General features: G+C 71.8%; 18 protein-coding genes and 1 pseudogene. 7 read left to right on the top strand and 12 right to left on the bottom strand.

Annotated elements, in window-relative coordinates; translation table 11 throughout:
• Nucleotides 1-83 precede the first annotated feature (83 nt).
• Nucleotides 84-446, bottom strand: a pseudogene (locus QSK26_RS11415) (response regulator); the annotation flags it as partial.
• A gap of 11 nt (nucleotides 447-457) precedes the next feature.
• Here QSK26_RS11415 and QSK26_RS41765 point away from each other — a divergent pair.
• Nucleotides 458-1,051, top strand: a complete 594-nt coding sequence (locus QSK26_RS41765; protein WP_352244312.1) for an ATP-binding protein — start codon at nucleotides 458-460, stop codon at nucleotides 1,049-1,051.
• A 10-nt stretch (nucleotides 1,052-1,061) separates the two neighbouring features.
• Here the strand turns inward: QSK26_RS41765 and QSK26_RS11405 are convergent, their stop codons facing one another.
• The 6 genes from QSK26_RS11405 to QSK26_RS11380 form a co-directional block, all read right to left on the bottom strand.
• Entirely contained in the window at nucleotides 1,062-2,099 is a 1,038-nt protein-coding gene (locus tag QSK26_RS11405; protein ID WP_285775019.1) for a GAF domain-containing protein, read from the bottom strand.
• Nucleotides 2,100-2,145: 46 nt separating this feature from the next.
• Nucleotides 2,146-3,024 carry an MEDS and STAS domain-containing protein gene (locus QSK26_RS11400; RefSeq protein WP_285775018.1) on the bottom strand — a complete coding sequence of 293 codons (879 nt, stop codon included), beginning with the start codon at nucleotides 3,022-3,024 and terminating at the stop codon, nucleotides 2,146-2,148.
• 153 nt (nucleotides 3,025-3,177) lie between these two features.
• Complete coding sequence (locus QSK26_RS11395; RefSeq protein WP_285775017.1) at nucleotides 3,178-3,567, bottom strand: response regulator; 390 nt, start codon at nucleotides 3,565-3,567, stop codon at nucleotides 3,178-3,180.
• Nucleotides 3,564-5,036: a PAS domain-containing sensor histidine kinase gene (locus QSK26_RS11390; RefSeq protein WP_285775016.1), complete on the bottom strand. Its 1,473-nt coding sequence runs from the start codon at nucleotides 5,034-5,036 to the stop codon at nucleotides 3,564-3,566. The genes QSK26_RS11395 and QSK26_RS11390 overlap by 4 nt, the downstream gene beginning before the upstream one ends.
• A gap of 69 nt (nucleotides 5,037-5,105) precedes the next feature.
• The gene (locus QSK26_RS11385) at nucleotides 5,106-5,528 is read right to left on the bottom strand and encodes an ATP-binding protein (protein ID WP_285775015.1); all 423 of its coding nucleotides are present in this window, start codon (nucleotides 5,526-5,528) and stop codon (nucleotides 5,106-5,108) included.
• Nucleotides 5,529-5,599: 71 nt separating this feature from the next.
• A complete protein-coding gene (locus tag QSK26_RS11380; RefSeq protein ID WP_285775014.1) occupies nucleotides 5,600-6,262 on the bottom strand; it encodes a response regulator transcription factor in 663 nt (220 codons plus the stop codon).
• A gap of 112 nt (nucleotides 6,263-6,374) precedes the next feature.
• On the opposite strand from QSK26_RS11380, the gene QSK26_RS11375 reads away from it, so the two are divergent.
• The gene (locus QSK26_RS11375; protein ID WP_285775013.1) at nucleotides 6,375-6,953 is read left to right on the top strand and encodes a helix-turn-helix domain-containing protein; all 579 of its coding nucleotides are present in this window, start codon (nucleotides 6,375-6,377) and stop codon (nucleotides 6,951-6,953) included.
• Nucleotides 6,954-7,008: 55 nt separating this feature from the next.
• A complete protein-coding gene (locus QSK26_RS11370; RefSeq protein WP_285775012.1) occupies nucleotides 7,009-7,527 on the top strand; it encodes a GNAT family N-acetyltransferase in 519 nt (172 codons plus the stop codon).
• Between the two features lie 27 nt (nucleotides 7,528-7,554).
• On the opposite strand, the gene QSK26_RS11365 is transcribed toward QSK26_RS11370, so the two are convergent.
• From QSK26_RS11365 to chrA, 3 genes are all read right to left on the bottom strand, one after another.
• Nucleotides 7,555-8,211 (bottom strand): DsbA family oxidoreductase, encoded by a 657-nt coding sequence (locus QSK26_RS11365; RefSeq protein ID WP_285775011.1) that lies wholly within the window; start codon nucleotides 8,209-8,211, stop codon nucleotides 7,555-7,557.
• A gap of 14 nt (nucleotides 8,212-8,225) precedes the next feature.
• The gene (locus tag QSK26_RS11360; protein WP_285775010.1) at nucleotides 8,226-8,375 is read right to left on the bottom strand and encodes a hypothetical protein; all 150 of its coding nucleotides are present in this window, start codon (nucleotides 8,373-8,375) and stop codon (nucleotides 8,226-8,228) included.
• Between the two features lie 75 nt (nucleotides 8,376-8,450).
• Nucleotides 8,451-9,638, bottom strand: a complete 1,188-nt coding sequence (chrA, locus tag QSK26_RS11355) for a chromate efflux transporter (RefSeq protein WP_285775009.1) — start codon at nucleotides 9,636-9,638, stop codon at nucleotides 8,451-8,453.
• A gap of 551 nt (nucleotides 9,639-10,189) precedes the next feature.
• Here chrA and QSK26_RS11350 point away from each other — a divergent pair.
• From QSK26_RS11350 to recD2, 4 genes are all read left to right on the top strand, one after another.
• Nucleotides 10,190-10,543 carry an MmcQ/YjbR family DNA-binding protein gene (locus QSK26_RS11350; RefSeq protein WP_285775008.1) on the top strand — a complete coding sequence of 118 codons (354 nt, stop codon included), beginning with the start codon at nucleotides 10,190-10,192 and terminating at the stop codon, nucleotides 10,541-10,543.
• 142 nt (nucleotides 10,544-10,685) lie between these two features.
• Nucleotides 10,686-11,369, top strand: a complete 684-nt coding sequence (locus tag QSK26_RS11345) for an NADPH-dependent F420 reductase (RefSeq protein WP_285775007.1) — start codon at nucleotides 10,686-10,688, stop codon at nucleotides 11,367-11,369.
• Nucleotides 11,370-11,510: 141 nt separating this feature from the next.
• Nucleotides 11,511-11,807, top strand: a complete 297-nt coding sequence (locus tag QSK26_RS11340; protein WP_285775006.1) for a hypothetical protein — start codon at nucleotides 11,511-11,513, stop codon at nucleotides 11,805-11,807.
• Between the two features lie 118 nt (nucleotides 11,808-11,925).
• On the top strand, nucleotides 11,926-14,145 hold the full coding sequence (gene recD2 / locus QSK26_RS11335) for an SF1B family DNA helicase RecD2 (protein WP_285775005.1): 2,220 nt from the start codon (nucleotides 11,926-11,928) through the stop codon (nucleotides 14,143-14,145).
• Nucleotides 14,146-14,163: 18 nt separating this feature from the next.
• Here recD2 and QSK26_RS11330 read toward each other — a convergent pair whose 3' ends face one another.
• Together QSK26_RS11330 and QSK26_RS11325 are read right to left on the bottom strand one after the other, a co-directional pair.
• Nucleotides 14,164-15,147, bottom strand: coding sequence for an amidohydrolase family protein (locus QSK26_RS11330; RefSeq protein ID WP_502888691.1), 984 nt, complete (start codon nucleotides 15,145-15,147; stop codon nucleotides 14,164-14,166).
• Nucleotides 15,148-15,291: 144 nt separating this feature from the next.
• Nucleotides 15,292-16,566 carry an ABC transporter substrate-binding protein gene (locus tag QSK26_RS11325; protein ID WP_285775003.1) on the bottom strand — a complete coding sequence of 425 codons (1,275 nt, stop codon included), beginning with the start codon at nucleotides 16,564-16,566 and terminating at the stop codon, nucleotides 15,292-15,294.
• Between the last annotated feature and the right edge of the window lie 2 nt (nucleotides 16,567-16,568).

The raw sequence follows: 16,568 nt of genomic DNA, 5'->3' as shown, positions 1-16,568 counted from the left end.
TGCTGTATACGTGGTTTAAGGGTCAAATGCCGTCAAGGGTGGCGAATGACGCTGACATTCGACATTGTGCTCGTAGGCTCTTCTCATTTCGCGCCGTTGCCGCTGAGCTCCACCCAGCGTTGCATACAGGAGATCAGCTCCTCGGCGTCCACCGGCTTGGTGACGTAGTCGCTCGCCCCCGCGGACAGCGTCTTCTCCCGGTCGCCGTGCATCGCCTTGGCCGTGACCGCGATGATCGGCAGGTGCACGAAGTGCGGCATCGAGCGGATCGCCGCCGTGGCGGCGTAGCCGTCCATCTCCGGCATCATGATGTCCATCAGCACCAGGTCCACGTCCGGGTAGGCGCTCAGCATCTCGATGCCCTTGCGGCCGTTCTCCGCGTAGAGCACCTCCATGCCGTGCAGCTCCAGGATGGTGGTCAGCGCGAAGACGTTGCGGACGTCGTCGGCTGCGCCAGGTGCTGCGCAACCTGCTGTCCAACGCGGTGAAGTTCACCGAGACGGGCGCGGTCGAGCTGAGGATCGAGGTCGCCTCCGGGACGGGCCAGGCGAGCCGGAGCGGGCAGCGGGTCCTCGCCTTCCACGTGCAGGACACCGGCATCGGCATCCCGGCGGACAAGCTGTCCCAGATCTTCGACGCCTTCCAGCAGGCCGACGGCACCACGAGCCGGAAGTACGGCGGCACCGGCCTCGGCCTGTCCATCAGCAGGGAGATCGCGACCCTGCTCGGCGGCGAGATCAACGCGGAGAGCAGCCTGGGCGAGGGCAGCACGTTCACCTTCTACCTGCCGACGACGCACGTCACGGCCGGCCGGGTGGACAGGAAACCGGCTCCGGAGATCGTCCGGGCCGGCCCTTCCCCGGCTGCGGAGGACTCGGCGGGCTCCGGCTCGCCCTCCGGCGGGGAGGTGCGCCGCCTGCTGGTCAGGAGGGCCGGGCCGGCGGCCTGCTGTCCATGCTGGCCCAGAGCGTGGTGGCCGACCTGGCCGACACCTACGGCCCGGTCCAGGTGTCGGCGGCGGCCGACGCGGCCGACGCCCTGCGGCTGCTGAACGCGAACGACTACCACTGCATCGTGCTCGACCTGGGGATGCCGCACGACGCGGCGGCCGACTTCCTGACAGCTTGCGCGAGTGGTGGGCGAGCACCGGCAGCGCGCGCAGGGCGGGATCGTCGTCCAGCCCGCGCACGCTGCTCGTCGGTCAGCAGTACGGCCGGCACGTCCGCGGCGACCGTGATGCCGAACTCCAGGCCCTTCTCGGTGGTCAGTGGCCGGAAGTTCGCCTCCACGTAGTCCAGCAGCTGGCGCAGCGGCAGCGGCTCGGGGGAGATGTCCATCTTGCCGGCCTCGATCTTGGACAGGTCGAGGATGTCGTTGATGAGCTGGAGCAGGTCGGTGCCGGCCGAGTGGATGACGTTGGCGTACTCCACCTGCTTGGGCGTGAGGTTGCGGGTCGGGTTCTGGGCCAGCAGCTCGGCCTTCTCCTCCAGCTCGGCGTTGGACCGCTGGAGCTCCTCCTGGCCGACCTGCAACTCGGTGGCCAGCCGCTGCGACTCGGCCAGCAGGGCGTCGGTGCGGGCGTTGGCCACGATCGTGTTGACGTTGACCCCGATGGTCTCGACGAGCTGCTCCAGGAAGTCGCGGTGCACCTTGGAGTAGCGGCCCAGACTGGCCAGCTCGATCACGCCGAGCACCTGGTCCTCCACCACGATGGGCAGGATGATCAGGTTGACCGGCCCGGCCTGGCCCAGGCTGGAGGAGACCGTGAGGTAACCGGAGGCGATGTCCTCCACCAGGATCGTCCGCTTCGCCAGCGCGGCCTGCCCGACCAGCGACTCGCCGAACGCGTACCGGCGGGAGGTCTCCAGGTGGCCGTAGCAGCCGACGACCCTCAGCTCGACCTTCCCCGCGTACTCCTCGGCCAGCAGGAAAGTGCCGTTCTGCGCGGACACCAGCGGGGCCAGCTCGTTCATCACCAGCTCGGCGACGACCGCGAGATCCCGGTGGCCCTGCATGAGGCCGGAGATGCGGGCCAGGTTGGTCTTGAGCCAGTCCTGTTCCTGGTTGGCCCGGGTGGACTCGCGCAGGGACTCCAGCATGGAGTTGACGTAGGGCCGAACCGGGCAGGGGCAGGACGACAGACTGTTATACGTGATCCGTGTCGAAGACCGGCAGCGGGACCGGATCGTGGTCGAGCACGGCCAGCAAGTCGGCGACCGGCGACCCGACCCCGACCAGCCGGACCCGGGCCGGGTCGGCCTGGACGGCGGCGGCGAGCAGCCGGGCGGTGCCGATGTCGACGAAGGTCAGGCCGCCGACGTCGATGGTGACGGGTCCCTCGTGGTCGCCCGCGTCGGCGAGCAGATGGGCGAGCACCGTGGAGAGGGCCTCCCGGTTGGACAGGTCGGCCTCGCCGGTCAGCGTGAGCATCGGGCCGCTGCGGCGCATGCGCAGCAGCGGCGTCCACTCCTCCACGCTCCCCGCTCCGGCGCGGGCGGTACCCGGGTGGGCCGCGCCGACCCGGTCCAGCTCGGCCGCGGTGAACAGACGGCGGTCGTAGCAGCACAGCGCGATCGCCTCCGCCCCGGAGAAGATGCGGTTGGCCTGTGCCTCGTACCAGGCCAGATTGTCCACGCCGGGCACCGGGCGGACGGTCCACCCCATGTCGGCGGCCACCCGCAGCCCGGCGTACCCCTGCCCGCGCGCCTCGTCGATCGCCTTGTTCCACCCGCGCAACGCCCGCTCGGCGTCGAACGCGCCTCCGGCGAGGTAGGACTCGCTGGCGATGGTCACCTGGAGCTGGCCGGTGCGCTGCGGCGCCGCGACGGCCACGCCGTACGCGTCGAGCGCGGCGAGGAAGGCGTCGGGCAGGAAGGTGTCCGTGAAGTAGAGAACCTGGTCGTTGCGATTCAGGCCACTGCGGACGAAACGCGCAAGCGCCTTCAGATGACGCTCGTGGTCGTCGAAAGTCCAGCAGACATGATCACCTGGCGCCAGCCGGTCGACTGTCGTCGGATCAGCCATGGAACCTACTTCCAGCCGGTAGGAGAGGCCGGTCCGGAGCGAAGGGTTCTTGGCTCAAGTCCTACAGCCAGTCCTCCCATCCCGCCTCATGTCTGCGTCCACCGTAGAACACCGGTGGTGAGTCGGCCAACCGGGTGACGGCGAATCCCCGGGTCAGTCATCAGTGGCCATTCGGCGTACGGCCGCCACGATGTCGGCGTTCGGCAGGCCCTTGAGCAGGTATTCGGTCACGCCCGCCAGCCGCATCTGGTCGACCGAGCCGGCGTCGCCGTAGGCGGAAAACGCCATGATCCGGGTCCCCGGCGAGCGGCGGCGGATCCCCCGGGCGGCGTGCGCGCCGCCGCCGGCCGGCATCCGCACGTCCAGGATGGCGATGGCGGGGGCGTGCCGCCCGGCGAGTTCGATGGCCTCCTCGGCGTCGCGGGCGACCGCGACCACGTCGAGGTCGGGTTCGGCCTGGAGCACTTCGCGCAGCACCTCGCGGATCAACGGCTCGTCGTCGCCGATGAGTACGGTCACCACCCGTCCGGGGGTCTCGGTCATGGCAGGCGGTTCTCCTCGCCGCGCCACAGGGCGGGAAGCCAGAACTCCACCGTCGTGCCGTTGCCCGGCACCCCGCGGATGCTCCACCAGCCGCCGGCCGTCTCGGCGCGCTCCCGCATCTCGATCAGCCCGAAGTGCCCGGTGTCGGCCACCGCGTCGAGCGGGCGGGCGAACCCCGCGCCGTCGTCGGCGAGGCGGACCGTGACGCCGTGGTCCACCGACGACAGGGTCAGGGTCACCCGGCTCGCGTGCGCGTGCTTGCGCACGTTGGTCAGCGCCTCCTGGCAGATGCGGAAGATCGTGATCGCGGTCTCGTAGGGCGGCTCGCGGTCCAGCTCGTGCCGCAGGGTGTATCTCAGGCCGGTGCCCGCCGTCGTCTGCTTCAGATAGCCTGACAGCGCGGCCACCAGCCCGTCGCGCTCGATCTCCGGCGGTCGCAGGTGGAAGGTGAGGTTGCGCAGCCGGCCGATCGCCGCGGTCACCGTCTCGTTGAGCCTGAGCACGGCGTCCTCGTGCTCCGCGGGCAGGCCGCCGGCCAGCAGTTGCAGGCGCATCCCGACGGCCACCATGGACTGGATCGTGTCGTCGTGCACGTCCCAGGCGATCCGGCGCCGCTCCAGCTCCTGTGCGTGCACCAGATGGGTGAGCAGCTTGCCCCGCTCGTCCAGGGCGCGCTCGGCGGTGCGGCGTTCGGTCATGTCGCGGGTGACCTTGCCGAATCCGCGGAGTTCGCCGTGCTGGTCGTAGAGGGCGGTGATGACGACGTTGGCCCAGAAGCGGGTGCCGTCGTTGCGGAGTCGCCAGCCTTCGTCTTCGAGGCGGCCTTCGGCGACGGCGGTTTCGAGTTCGCGTCGTGGTTTGTCGGCGGCGATGTCCTCCGGGGGGTAGAAGACGGAGAAGTGCCTGCCGATGATGTCCTGCGCGGCGTATCCCTTGATGCGTTCGGCTCCGGCGTTCCAGCTGACGATGTGTCCTTGGCGGTCCAGCATGAAGATCGCGTAGTCCACGACGTTCTGCACCATCAGCCGGAAGCGGTCCTCGCTGTCGCGCAGCGCCAGGTCGGCCATGCGGCGTTCGGTCATGTCGCGGGTGACCTTGCCGAATCCGCGGAGTTCGCCGTGCTGGTCGTAGAGGGCGGTGATGACGACGTTGGCCCAGAAGCGGGTGCCGTCGTTGCGGAGTCGCCAGCCTTCGTCTTCGAGGCGGCCTTCGGCGACGGCGGTTTCGAGTTCGCGTCGTGGTTTGTCGGCGGCGATGTCCTCCGGGGGGTAGAAGACGGAGAAGTGCCTGCCGATGATGTCCTGCGCGGCGTATCCCTTGATGCGTTCGGCTCCGGCGCTCCAGCTGACGATGCGTCCTTCGCGGTCCAGCATGAAGATCGCGTAGTCCACGATGTTGTCGAGCAGGAGCCGGGCGTCCCTTTCGGAGAGGTCGGTGACGCGGGACGGGCGCGAGCTGGAGTCGGGCATACCGCAGCTTCGCACGGCCGGGCGAAGGTCACCACCGCAGGTCGGCGCCGCCGCGGGGGAGGTCATCGGTCAGGTCACGGCTCCCGGGCCCGCGGCCGGAACCGTGGCGGGCTGCGGGGACAACTCGCACCACACCACTTTCCCGCCCGGCTGCGGGGAGACTCCCCAGTCCGTGCAGAGGCGGCCGACGACGTGCAGGCCCCAGCCGTCCGCCGGGCCGGGCTCGCGCGGCTCGGGCAGCTCTTCACCCGCGTCGCCGACCTCGACCCGGACCCGCGAGGGGTGCACCGACAGCCGCAGCGTCAGCGGGCCGCCGCCGTGGAGCAGCGCGTTGGTGACCAGCTCGGTGACCACGAGGAGCACGTCCTCCTGGTTGCCCAGATAAGCGCCTTCCGTCAGGGTACGACGGGCCGCGTCGCGCGCCACCGTGATGCTGCCGAGTTCCTCGGCGAGGGCGCGCTCGTCCTCACACCCCCCGGCCTGCATACCCATCCTCACACTGTCGGGCACACCGGCGGCACCTCACGAGACGCAGCCGCGTCACATCACATAGTGCGAATGCATCAGTCGAGCAGGCCCTCGCGCCGGGCTACCGCCACCGCCTCCAGCTTCGAACGGGCGCCGAGCTTCTCCAGCACCCGCTGGATGTGGTTGCGCGCGGTGTTGTGCGCCACGCCGAGCCGCTCGCTGATCTGGCCGGTGCTCGCCCCCTCGGCGAGCAGCAGCAGCGTCTCCCGCTCCCGCGCGGTCAGCTCCGCCCCCGAGCCCCGTGCCCGGCCGGTCAGCCGGTTCAGCACCCCGGCCAGCAGGGCGTGCTCGAAGACCGCCCCGCCCGCGGCGACCTCGCGGACGGCCGACTCCAGCTTGCGCAGCCCGGCGGACTTCACGATCAGGCCCGCGCCGCCCGCCTCCGCGACCCGGGCGGCCACCGCGGGGCTCGCCTCGCCGGTGAGCACGAGCACCCGCACCCCCGGCGCGGCGGCGCTCAGCCGGGGGATCGCCGCGACGCCGTCCCCGTCGGGCAGCCGGCGGTCGAGCAGCACCACGTCGGGCCGCCACCGCTCGGTGTCCGCCACGGCGGCGGCCACCGACCCCGCCCGCGCCACCACCTCGATGCCCGCGGCCCGGCCGAGCGCCAGGCCGAGCGCCTCGGCCACCATGTCGTGGTCCTCCACCAGCACCAGCCGGATCGATGGCGACGCCGGCCGGCCGGGTGACGGTGACATGAGGCGTTTCCTCGGGAAGACGACGGTGCTGACCCTGCCCATTGTCCCGCCTGTGCCGGACACCGCGCCCCGGGGTCCTCGCCTGTCCCTTATATGGGATATTGTCTCTCATGTGAGAGAGGTTGAGGTGGGCGTGGACGCACTGGACGGGCGGCTGGCCGCGCGCCTGGCGGAGTTGCGGATCGAGCGCGGCTGGTCGCTGGACGAGCTGGCGAAGCGGTCCGGGATCAGCCGTTCGACGCTGTCCCGGCTGGAGCGCGCGGAGATCAGCCCGACGGCCGCCCTGCTCGGCCGGCTGTGCGCGGTCTACGAGCGGACCATGTCACGCCTGCTGGCCGAGGTCGAGACGGAGCCGCCGAGGCTGGTCCGCGCCGCTGCCCAGCCGGTGTGGCGGGACCAGGAGTCCGGGTTCGAGCGCAGGTCGGTCTCCCCGCCGCATCCGGGCCTGCGCGGCGAGGTCGTCCAGGGGACGCTGCGCCCGGGGGCCGACATCGCCTACGAGGAGCCCGCCGTCCCGGGGCTGGAGCAGCACATCTGGGTCATGAGGGGCGCCATGGAGATCACGGTCGCCGGTCACGTGTACGAGGTGCGCGCGGGGGACTGCCTGCGGTTCCGGCTGTGGGGCGACTCACGGTTCCGCTGCCTCGGCGCCGCGCCGGTGCGGTACGCGCTGCTGGTCGTCCTGCCCTGAATCCGTACGGCCTGACGCGGAGGCGCAGATCCCCGCGTAGACAAGGAAGCACGTCATGCACACCATCGAACGCCTGTCCGCCGGCGAGTTCCCCGGCAGCGTCAAGGACCTCGCGGAGCTGCTGGTCGACACCGTCGACGACGGGGCGTCCGTGGGCTTCCTCGCCCCCTTCGGCCACGAGGAGGCCGCGTCCTGGTGGCGGGCCCAGGCCCCGGTGGTGGCCGGCGGGGGACTCCTCGTCTGGGTCTGCCGCGACGGCGGCGGCATCGCCGGCACCGTCAGCCTGGCCCTGGAGAGCAAGCCCAACTCCCGGTACCGCGCCCAGATCATCAAGCTGATGGTCCGCCGCGACGCCCGCGGCCGGGGGATGGCCCGCGCCCTGCTGGCCGTGGCGGAGCGGGCCGCCGCCGACGCCGGGATCACCCTGCTGATCCTGGACACCGAGACGGGCAGCGCCGCCGAACACCTCTACCTCGCCGACGGCTGGACCCGCTTCGGCATCGTCCCGGGCTACGCGGGCGACCCGGCCGGCGTCCCCCGGGACTGCAGCTTCTTCTACAAGCGGCTCGGCTAGACGGGCGGCCCGCCGGGGGTTGCTCCGCTAGCTCCGGCCGGTCGCCGCGCCCGCGTGCTCGTACGCCGTGCGCAGCGCGGACGCGAACGTCTCGACGGGCTGCGCGCCGGACACGCCGTACGCGCGGTCCAGCACGAAGAACGGCACGCCGCTCACGCCGAGCGCCTGGGCCTCGCGCACGTCGTCCCGCACGTCCTCGGCGTACTCGTCGCCGGCCAGCATCCGGCGCGCATCCCCGGCGGGAACCCCCACCTCGGCGCCCAGCCTGACCAGCGTCTCGGCGTCGTCGAGCGTCTCACCCTCGATCAGCTGGGCGCTGAGGAGCCGCTCGTGCATCTCGCCGCCCAGGCCGTGCGCCGCGGCCAGGTGGGTCAGCCGGTGGGCGTCGAAGGTGTTGGCCGAGACGGACCGGTCGAAGTCGTAGGCCAGGCCCTCCTGCGCCGCCAGCGACGACACATGCTCGGTCATCGCCATGACCTGCTTCATCGAGCCGCCCATCTTCTGGGCGATGGTCTCGCGCACCGGCACCCGGGCGCCCCTGGGGGTCGAGGGGTCGAGCTGGAAGCTGCGCCACACCACCTCCACCTCGCCGGCGTGCTCGAAGCCGGAGAGGGCCCTCTCCAGCCGCCGCTTGCCGATGTAGCACCACGGGCACACGACGTCCGACCACACTTCGATCCGCATTGACCTCTCCTCGCTCACCACACGCAGCCGCCGTCCGAGCACGCCGGAGCGTCCTCGGAGCCCAGCGTCACCAGACCCGGCGTCACCAGCCCCGGCGGCACGGGAACCGGCGCCGGCCCGGGGGTTTCCTCGGCCGCGTCACGCGGCTCCGGCCGTGATGTCATCTTCCCTCCGGTGTCCTCGGCCACCACCCGTCCGTGACCATCATGGGGCAGCCCTTCACCGTGCCGCGCACGGGGTCAGGCGACGACCAGCGTGTGGACGAGGCCGATGGCCGCGCCGGCGGCGACGTACCAGGCGTTGTTCAGCCGGGTCCGCCACAGCAGGAGCAGCGTGACGGCGGCGATGGCCAGGGTGAGCGGATCGACGAGGGAGGTGCGGGCGAGCTGGTAGGAGACTCCGGCCATCAGCGCCAGCGCGGCGGCGTTGAGACCGTCCAGCACCGCTGCGGTCCACGCCCTGGACCGCAGCGCGTCGGTGAGCCGGGTGAGCAGCCCGACGAAGACGAACGACGGCAGGAAGATCGCCACCGTGGCCAGGAAGGCGCCGATCGGCCCGGCGACGAGGTATCCGAGGAAGGTCGCCGTGGTGAACACCGGCCCCGGGGTGACCTGTCCGATGGATATGGCGTCCACGAGCTGCTGCTGGGTGATCCAGCCGAGCCGTTCGACGAAGTCACCGCGCAGGAACGCCAGCAGCACGTAGCCGCTGCCGTACAGCACTGCGCCGATCTTCAGCATGGTCGCGAACAGCTGGGCGAGCTGGGCGCCGGTGGGATCGGGGAAGAGCGGCGACCCGTGGGCCGCGAGCAGCGGCAGGGCGAGCAGCCCGTGGCGCCCGCCGGGCGGGCGGCGCAGCAGGTGAGCCGCCGCCGCGAGCACCGCGCCGCCCGCCAGCAGCAGCAGCTCGTTCACGCCGAGCAGGTAACCGGCCAGGGCCGCGGCGGCCAGCGCGCCCAGCCAGACCGACTTGATCACCGTCCGGAGCAGCCCGAACAGCGCGTGGGCGATGATGGCGATCACCGCGGGCACGACGCCGTACAGGATGCCCGCCACCGCGGGCGTCTCGCCGTAGCGCACGTAGGCCCAGGCCAGCGCGGTGACCATGAGCGCGGCGGGCAGGATGAAGCACACCCCGGCGGCGATCAGGCCGCGCCGCCCGGCCCGGTCGTGGCCCAGGTGGATCGCCAGCTCGGTGGAGTTCGGGCCGGGGATCAGGTTCGTCGCCCCCATGAGGTCGGCGAACCGCTCGTCGGTGACCCAGCCGCGGCGGCGCACCAGCTCGTCGCGCATCATCGCGGTGTGCGCGGCCGGCCCGCCGAACGCGATCAGGCCCAGCTTGAGGAACAGCAGCGCCACCTCACGCCAGGAGGCCCCGGACGCCGCCGACTCCTGGCCGCCGTGCCGGGGAAGCTGGTCCTGGCTCACCTCGCGTGCCCTCCATCGGAATTTTACGTAACCCGATATCGGCAGACGATATCACTCGCTTCGCCGGGGGAGAGGGCCGCCTTCGGGCGTGGCCGGTGGGAGGCGCCGACCCGAGTCGAGTCGAGTCGACCCGAGCTGATCACGACGCGGCATCCGTGCGCGATACGGCGCGTGACCGGCGGATGAACAGCGCTGAGGAGGCCGCCGTGGTCGCGTGCCAAGGGGACGGGCCGGTGCTCCCGGCAACCGGTCGCGTGACCGGATCAGGTGTCGCAGTCGCCGCAGTCGCCGTGGGTGTCGTGGGTGTCGCGGGCCAGTTCGGCCAGGGCGGCGCGGTCCTCGGCTGTGCAGCCGTATCGCGCCGCGCAGGAAGTCGCGCACCCGTGCCACCCGCCCTTGACCGGACACCCGGGCAATGACGAAACCGATATCGGCAGCCGATACTACAGGGGGCGGCCCGCCGTACCGGCCGCCAGGCTGCGGCGGGCTCGCCAGGACGGGACGGGGTGTGGTCCGATGGGACGCGCGCAGAGCCGGAAGGGGTGGTACGGGTGAGCGATGACGAGGCCGCATCGCTGGTGCGGGAGATCTGCATGGGGCTGCCGGAGGCGGTGGAGAAGCCGTTCGGCGGGCACACGGCGCCCTCCTACCGGGTCCGCGACAAGCTCTTCGCGATGACCTCGGAGGACGGGCGGTCGCTGACGTTCAAGGCCGGGCCGGGCGTGCAGGAGGCCCTGGTGTCCTCCGACCCCGGGCGCTTCTTCGTGCCCGCCTACGTCGGCCGCAACGGATGGGTGGGCGCCCGCCTGGACGTCGCACAGGACTGGGACGAGATCGCCGGCCTCGTCGAGGACAGCTACCGCCTGGTCGCCCCCAGACGCCTGGCCGCGCTCCTCGGCGACTGACCAGGGCGACTGACACGGCGGCTGACAGCGCGACTCACAGGGCGACCGGCACGGCGGCTGACAGCGCGACTGACGGCGCGGACCGGCGGGTCACGAAACGACACGGGGAACAGATCCCGCCTGTGACGGGTTCGCACCGTACATGGCGACACTCGGACTCATCGGCAGTGGTTTCATAGGCGGCACGCTGGCCCGTATCGCGGTGAAAGCGGGGCTGGACGTGGTGCTGAGCAACTCCAGGGGGCCGGAGACGCTCTCCGGGCTCGTGGCCGAGCTCGGTCCCCGGGCCAGGGCCGGCACTCCCGCGCAGGCGGCGGAGGCGGGCGACTGGGTGGTGGTGACGGTCCCGCTGAAGGCTTACCGGGAGGTGCCGCGGGAGGGGCTGGCCGGCAAGACCGTGCTGGACACGAACAACTACTACCCGGACCGCGACGGGCGGTTCCCCGAGCTCGACGCCAAGGAGACGACGAGCAGCGAGCTGCTCCAGCGGCATCTGGAGGACGCGCACGTGGTCAAGGCGTTCAACAACATCTACTTCGAGCATCTCGCCGCGCTGCCCCGCCCCGCGGGCGCCGCGGACCGCACGGCGCTGCCGATCGCCGGGGACGACGACGCCGCCAAGGCGCGGGCCGTCGAACTGCTCGGCCTGCTCGGGTTCGACGCGGTGGACGCCGGCCCGCTCGCCGAGAGCTGGCGCTTCGAGCCCGGCACGCCGGTCTACGGCAAGCCGTACGCGGCGAAGTCCGGCGGCGACTTCACACAGCGGCCGGCGGATCCCGCCCCGGCGGCCGCCATCGCCGAGGCGCTGGCCGACGCCGTCCGCTGACCGCGCCGCGACCTCGGTCGTCACGAAGAGTCACGGCAGCACTACTCTTTGTCATCACTTTGCGCTAACGTCGCTGAACGTAAAGATCCCGGTCCCGTCCCCCGGCGGGATCGGGCGACGTTCCAAGTGAGAGGAGCCGCCGTGCTCAAGACCTTCCTGATCATCGGGGCCGCGGGTCTCCTGGGCTGGCCCGCCGCCGTCGCCCACGCCGTTGAAGCTCCCGGACGCGCTCCGCGGCCCCCCGTGGAGGCCGAACCCGCGGAGCCGGCGGAGCCCGCCGAGGTCCCCTCGGCCCAGAACCTGCTGACCGTCTTCAACGACGAGATCGTCGAACCGGTCTCCCTGCCGCTGAACGTCTGCGGCAACGTCATGTTCAACTCCGGCACCCCGACGGCGGCCTGCAACCGCGGATCCTCGGTCTCCGACGACGACGCCTAGGCACGCCGCCTGGCACGCCGCCTCTGGGCGGCTCCGGGCGCGGATGGCCGGGATTGTCGCAGCAGCCCGCTAGTGTCCTGCTCGATGAGGTATTCCGCATGACGCAGGGGAGGGCACGATGACCGTGCCCGCCCAGCCGCGCCCGGCGGATGTCGAGGCATCCGTCGAGCACCTGGTGTTCGTCCGCGAGGACGAGTACACCGTGGCGCGGATGAGCGCCGACGGCCTGGCCGGGTTCGTCGCCTCGGGCCGCGCGCTGGCCGGCGTGCAGCCCGGGGAGACGCTGCGGCTGACCGGCGAGTGGGACGAGCATCCGCGGCACGGCCGCCGCCTGCTGGTCGGGCGGTGCGAGCGGGTGATCCCCTCCACCGTCCGCGCCATCTCGCTGTATCTCGGGTCGGGCCTGATCCGCGGCATCGGGCCACGGCTCGCGCACGCCATCGTCAGCCACTTCGGCGAGCGGACGCTCACGGTCATCGACACCGAGCCGGAGCGGCTGCGCGAGGTCATCAACATCGGCGCCACCCGGCAGGCGCAGATCGTCCAGGCGTGGGCGGAGCAGAAGGCGGTCGCCGCGCTGATGGTCGTCCTGCAGGGGTTCGGGATCAGCCCCCTGCTCGCCGCCAAGATCTACCAGGTGTACGGGGACGAGTCGGCCGGCGTCCTCACCGGCGACCCCTACCGGCTGATCGGGCAGGTCAGGGGGATCGGCTTCCAGACCGCCGACCGGATCGCGCTGCGGTCGGGCGTGCCGGAGAACAGCCCGCAGCGGATCAAGGCCGCGATCGTGGACCGGCTGGAGACGGCCGCCGCCCGCGACGGGCACTGCTTCCTGCCGCTGCCGGCGCTGATCGCCGCCGTGGCGGTGCTGGTCGAACAGGACGAGGCCCCCATCCGCCGGGCGCTCGACGCGCTCGCGGCCGAGCGCCGGGTGGTCCTGGAGACGCCGCCGGACGACCCGGGCCGGGTGCTGGTGTACGGCAAGGAGCACCACGGCCGCGAGGTGGCGCTGGCGGGACACCTGGCCAGGCTGCTCAGGGCCCGTTCGACGCTGCCGCTGCGGCCGTTCACCGAGGACGGCAGCCTGCACGAGGACCAGCGGATCGCCGTCAACCTGGCGCTGACCAGCACCGTGTCCGTGCTGACCGGCGGGCCGGGCTGCGGCAAGAGCCACACGGTGAAGGTGATCGCGGCGACCGTGCGCGCGATGGGCGGCACGGTCACCCTGACCGCGCCGACGGGCAAGGCGGCCAAGCGCCTGTCGGAGCTCACCGGCCTGCCCGCGATGACCGTGCACCGCATGCTCGCCCGCCAGCCCGAGCAGGAGGAGGGCACGCTGTTCCAGGAGACGCCGGCGCGGGCCGACCTGATCGTGGTGGACGAGGCGTCGATGCTGGACCTGCACCTGGCCACCCGGCTCACGGCCGCGATCCCGTCGGGCGGCCACCTGCTGCTCGTCGGCGACGGCGACCAGCTTCCCAGCATCGGGCCGGGCAGCGTGCTGGCCGACCTGCTCGCCGTGCCCGACATCCCGCGCGTCCAGCTGACCCACGTCTTCCGGCAGGCTCAGGACAGCGGGATCGTCCAGGCCGCCCACCGGATCAGGGTGGGGGAGCTGCCCACGCTGCCCGGCCGGGGCGGCTTCTGGTTCGAGGAGCTCGACGACCCCGAGCGGGTGGCCGAGCGGGTGGTCCACCTGGCGACGGAGGCGATCCCCCGCAAACAGAACATCGGCCGGGACCAGGTCCAGGTGCTGTGCCCGATGCGCAAGGGCACGACCGGCACCGCCGAGCTGGGCCGCAGGCTCCAGGAGCGGCTGAACCCGGCGCGCGAGGGCGTGGCCGAGCACTGGTCGGGGCCGTCGGTCTTCCGGGCCGGCGACCGCGTCATGCCGATCCGCAACAACTACGACAAGGGCGTGTTCAACGGCGAGACCGCCACGGTCACGGCGGTCGACCCGCAGAACCGGTCGGTCGAGATCCGCACCGACGACGGCGAGACGGTGGAGTACGCCTTCGACGAGCTGGACGAGCTGACCCACGCCTACGCGATCAGCGTGCACCGCTCCCAGGGCAGTGAGTATCCGTTCGTGGTGGCGCCGGTCACCGTCGAGGCCGGCGGGGTGATGCTGCGCCGCAGGCTGCTGTACACGCTGGTCACCAGGGCCAAATCGTGGGTGGTCCTCGTCGGGTCCCGGGAGGCGCTGGAGCTCGCGGCGCACCGGCTTGGGCAGCGCAGGAACACCGGCCTCGCCCTCCGCGTCGCCGTGAGCCTGACCCGGCCCGCCGCGCCCGCCCGGCAGGGGGACGACCGGCAGGCATACGACCGGCAGGCATAGAGCGCGCCGGCCGGGCGGTCAGTGCGGCGCCGGGGACAGCCGGAGCACGCGGTCGGCGTTGCCGTGCGCGATGCGGGCGAGGTCGTCCGGGGCGAAGGGGGCGCCGTCCAGGAAGGCGGCGGCCTCGGCGGTGGACTCGTAGGGATAGTCGATGGCGAACATGACGTTGTCCACGCCCATCGCCTGCACGGCCGCGACCAGGGCGGCGTGCGAGTAGACGCCACTCGTGGTGATCATGAAGTTGTCCCTGAGATACTGCGACGGCGTCCTGGCCAGCGGACGGCTCAGCGCGAGCTGCCGGTGCCGGGAGTCGAACCGGGTCAGCTGGTAGGGCAGGAACTCGCCGTTGTGCCCCAGGATGACGGTGACCCCGGGGAAACGGTCGAACACCCCGGCGTAGACGAGCCGCATCGCGTGCCCGCCAGTTGCCGCCGCCCAGCTGAACGACGCGCCCTCCAGCTCGGGATGCCCCTCCAGCACCCGCCACCGGTCCACCGGCACCGCGTTCGGATGCAGGTAGAGCGGGACGCCGAGCGCTTCCAACTCCGCCCACACCACGTCGTACGGCTCCTCGTCGAGGTAGTGGCCCAGGGTGTGGTCGTTGACCAGCGCGCCGTGCAGGCCCAGCGACGTCACGGCGCGGCGCAGCTCGGCCGCGGCGCGCTCGGGGTCCTGCAGCGGCAGCGCGGCCAGCCCGGCGAACCGCGTCGGGTGCCGGGCGATGGTCTCGGCGAGGAAGTCGTTGGCTCGCCGGGCGTCGTCCACGGCGATGCCGGCGTCCGGCTGCATCTGCACGCCCGGCGAGGTCAGCGACAGCACCTGCACGTCGATGCCGTGCTCGTCCATCTCGGGCAGCCGGTACTCGGTGAAGTCCGTCAGCTTGCGCGTGTACCCCTCGACCGCCTCGGGCCGGTACGGTGTGACCCGGCCGGCACCGGTGAACGACCCGGCGGTCGTCAGCCCGTCGAACCAGAACGCCTCTTCCAACGCCACCCGCCGCATGGTCCGCCCCCCGTGCTGTCCCCCCGGCCTGCCTCCAGTGTCCGTCGTCCCGTGCCGCGCGGCGGGACGACACGCTGAGCGGTCGTACGGCGGAAGCGCCCCGGCCGCCGGGAGGGCGGCCGGGGCGCGGGTCCCGGGAGGAGGTCACTCGCCGACGGGGCCGAACTCCTGACGGGTGTCGATCACGTCGCCGAACAGCTCCCACCGCTCACCCTTGAACTCCATGAGCTGCATGGACTCGATGGGGAAGCCGTCATCGGCCCCGGTGTTCATCGTCACGCCGGGCAGCAGCATGTCCACCTGGACGTTCTGCAGGTTCCGCATGGAGTCGCGCAGCCCCTCGCGGGTCGGGCACTTCGCCGCCTCCATCGCCTTGTGGAAGCTGCTGGCCACGGCCCACCCGAAGGCGTGGTAGGGGATGCTCGGGTCGGCGTCGGGCGCGTACTGCCCCATCTTCGCCTTGTAGAGCGTCATCTCCGGGTCGCTCGCCCACTTCGGGTCGTTCGGGTCCTTGTAGTACGTGGAGGACACGACGCCCTGGACGTTCTCGAAGCCGACCGGCTGGAGGACGGTGATCGAGGCGGCCACGTTGTTCACGATGTGCAGCGGGTTCCAGCCGGTGTTCCTGGCGTCGGCGGCCAGCGCCTGGGAGCCGAACTTCGGCGTGGTGACGTTGAGCAGCACGTCGGCGTCGGACTGCGCCAGGTTGCGCATCTGCGGGTCCACGCTCGGGTCGGAGACCTCGTAGCTCTGCTCGGCGACCACCTGGATCCCGCTGCCCTCGATCGCCTTCTTGAACCCGCCGAGGAGGTCGTCGCCGAAGTCGTCGTTCTGGTAGAGCACCGCCACCTTGGCGTCCGGCCGCTCCTCCTTGAGGTACTGCGCGTAGACGCGTGCCTCGGAGATGTAGTTGGGCTGCCAGCCGATGGTCCACGGGTGGGCCTTGTCGCTGCCCCAGACCGACGCGCCGGTGGCGACGAAGACCTGCGGCACCTTCCGCTGGTTGGTGTAGTCCCACGTCGCCGTGGTCGAGGGGGTGCCCAGCGTCTGGAAGAGCGCGAACACCTGCTCCTGCTCGACGAGCCTGCGCGCCTCCTCCACGGCCTTCGGCGGCTGGTAGCCGTCGTCGCGTACGACGAACTCCACCTTCCTGCCGCCGATGCCGTTCTTCTCCGCGTTGACGTAGTCGAAGTACGCCTTGATCCCCTTGGGGATGTCGCCGTAGGCCGAGGCCGGGCCCGACAGCGGGTAGATGCCGCCGAGCTTGATGCCGGTGGCCGTGATGCCGGTCGTCTGCTGTCCCTGGCAGGCTCCCGTGGCCGTGGCGGCCGCTCCGTTCTCCTCCCGTCCTCCGCAAGCCGTCGCGGCCAGCAGCAGGAGTGCCGTCACCGCCGTACAGCCGAGCGCAGATACCCGCATTT

The sequence above is a fragment of the Microtetraspora sp. NBRC 13810 genome, from assembly GCF_030268685.1.
In the GTDB taxonomy this organism is placed as follows: domain Bacteria; phylum Actinomycetota; class Actinomycetes; order Streptosporangiales; family Streptosporangiaceae; genus BSRQ01.
Note: the sequence above shows the minus strand (reverse complement) of the source record. Positions and strands in the feature narration are given on the sequence as shown.

Coding starts and splice junctions, on each gene's coding strand:
- QSK26_RS11405 (WP_285775019.1), bottom strand. CDS start 2,099: ATGCTGGAGTCCCTGCGCGAGTCCACCCGGGCCAACCAGGAACAGGAC.
- QSK26_RS11400 (WP_285775018.1), bottom strand. CDS start 3,024: ATGGCTGATCCGACGACAGTCGACCGGCTGGCGCCAGGTGATCATGTC.
- QSK26_RS11395 (WP_285775017.1), bottom strand. CDS start 3,567: ATGACCGAGACCCCCGGACGGGTGGTGACCGTACTCATCGGCGACGAC.
- QSK26_RS11390 (WP_285775016.1), bottom strand. CDS start 5,036: ATGCCCGACTCCAGCTCGCGCCCGTCCCGCGTCACCGACCTCTCCGAA.
- QSK26_RS11385 (WP_285775015.1), bottom strand. CDS start 5,528: ATGGGTATGCAGGCCGGGGGGTGTGAGGACGAGCGCGCCCTCGCCGAG.
- QSK26_RS11380 (WP_285775014.1), bottom strand. CDS start 6,262: ATGTCACCGTCACCCGGCCGGCCGGCGTCGCCATCGATCCGGCTGGTG.
- QSK26_RS11370 (WP_285775012.1), top strand. CDS start 7,009: ATGCACACCATCGAACGCCTGTCCGCCGGCGAGTTCCCCGGCAGCGTC.
- QSK26_RS11365 (WP_285775011.1), bottom strand. CDS start 8,211: ATGCGGATCGAAGTGTGGTCGGACGTCGTGTGCCCGTGGTGCTACATC.
- QSK26_RS11360 (WP_285775010.1), bottom strand. CDS start 8,375: ATGACATCACGGCCGGAGCCGCGTGACGCGGCCGAGGAAACCCCCGGG.
- QSK26_RS11345 (WP_285775007.1), top strand. CDS start 10,686: ATGGCGACACTCGGACTCATCGGCAGTGGTTTCATAGGCGGCACGCTG.
- recD2 (WP_285775005.1), top strand. CDS start 11,926: ATGACCGTGCCCGCCCAGCCGCGCCCGGCGGATGTCGAGGCATCCGTC.
- QSK26_RS11330 (WP_502888691.1), bottom strand. CDS start 15,147: ATGCGGCGGGTGGCGTTGGAAGAGGCGTTCTGGTTCGACGGGCTGACG.
- QSK26_RS11325 (WP_285775003.1), bottom strand. CDS start 16,566: ATGCGGGTATCTGCGCTCGGCTGTACGGCGGTGACGGCACTCCTGCTG.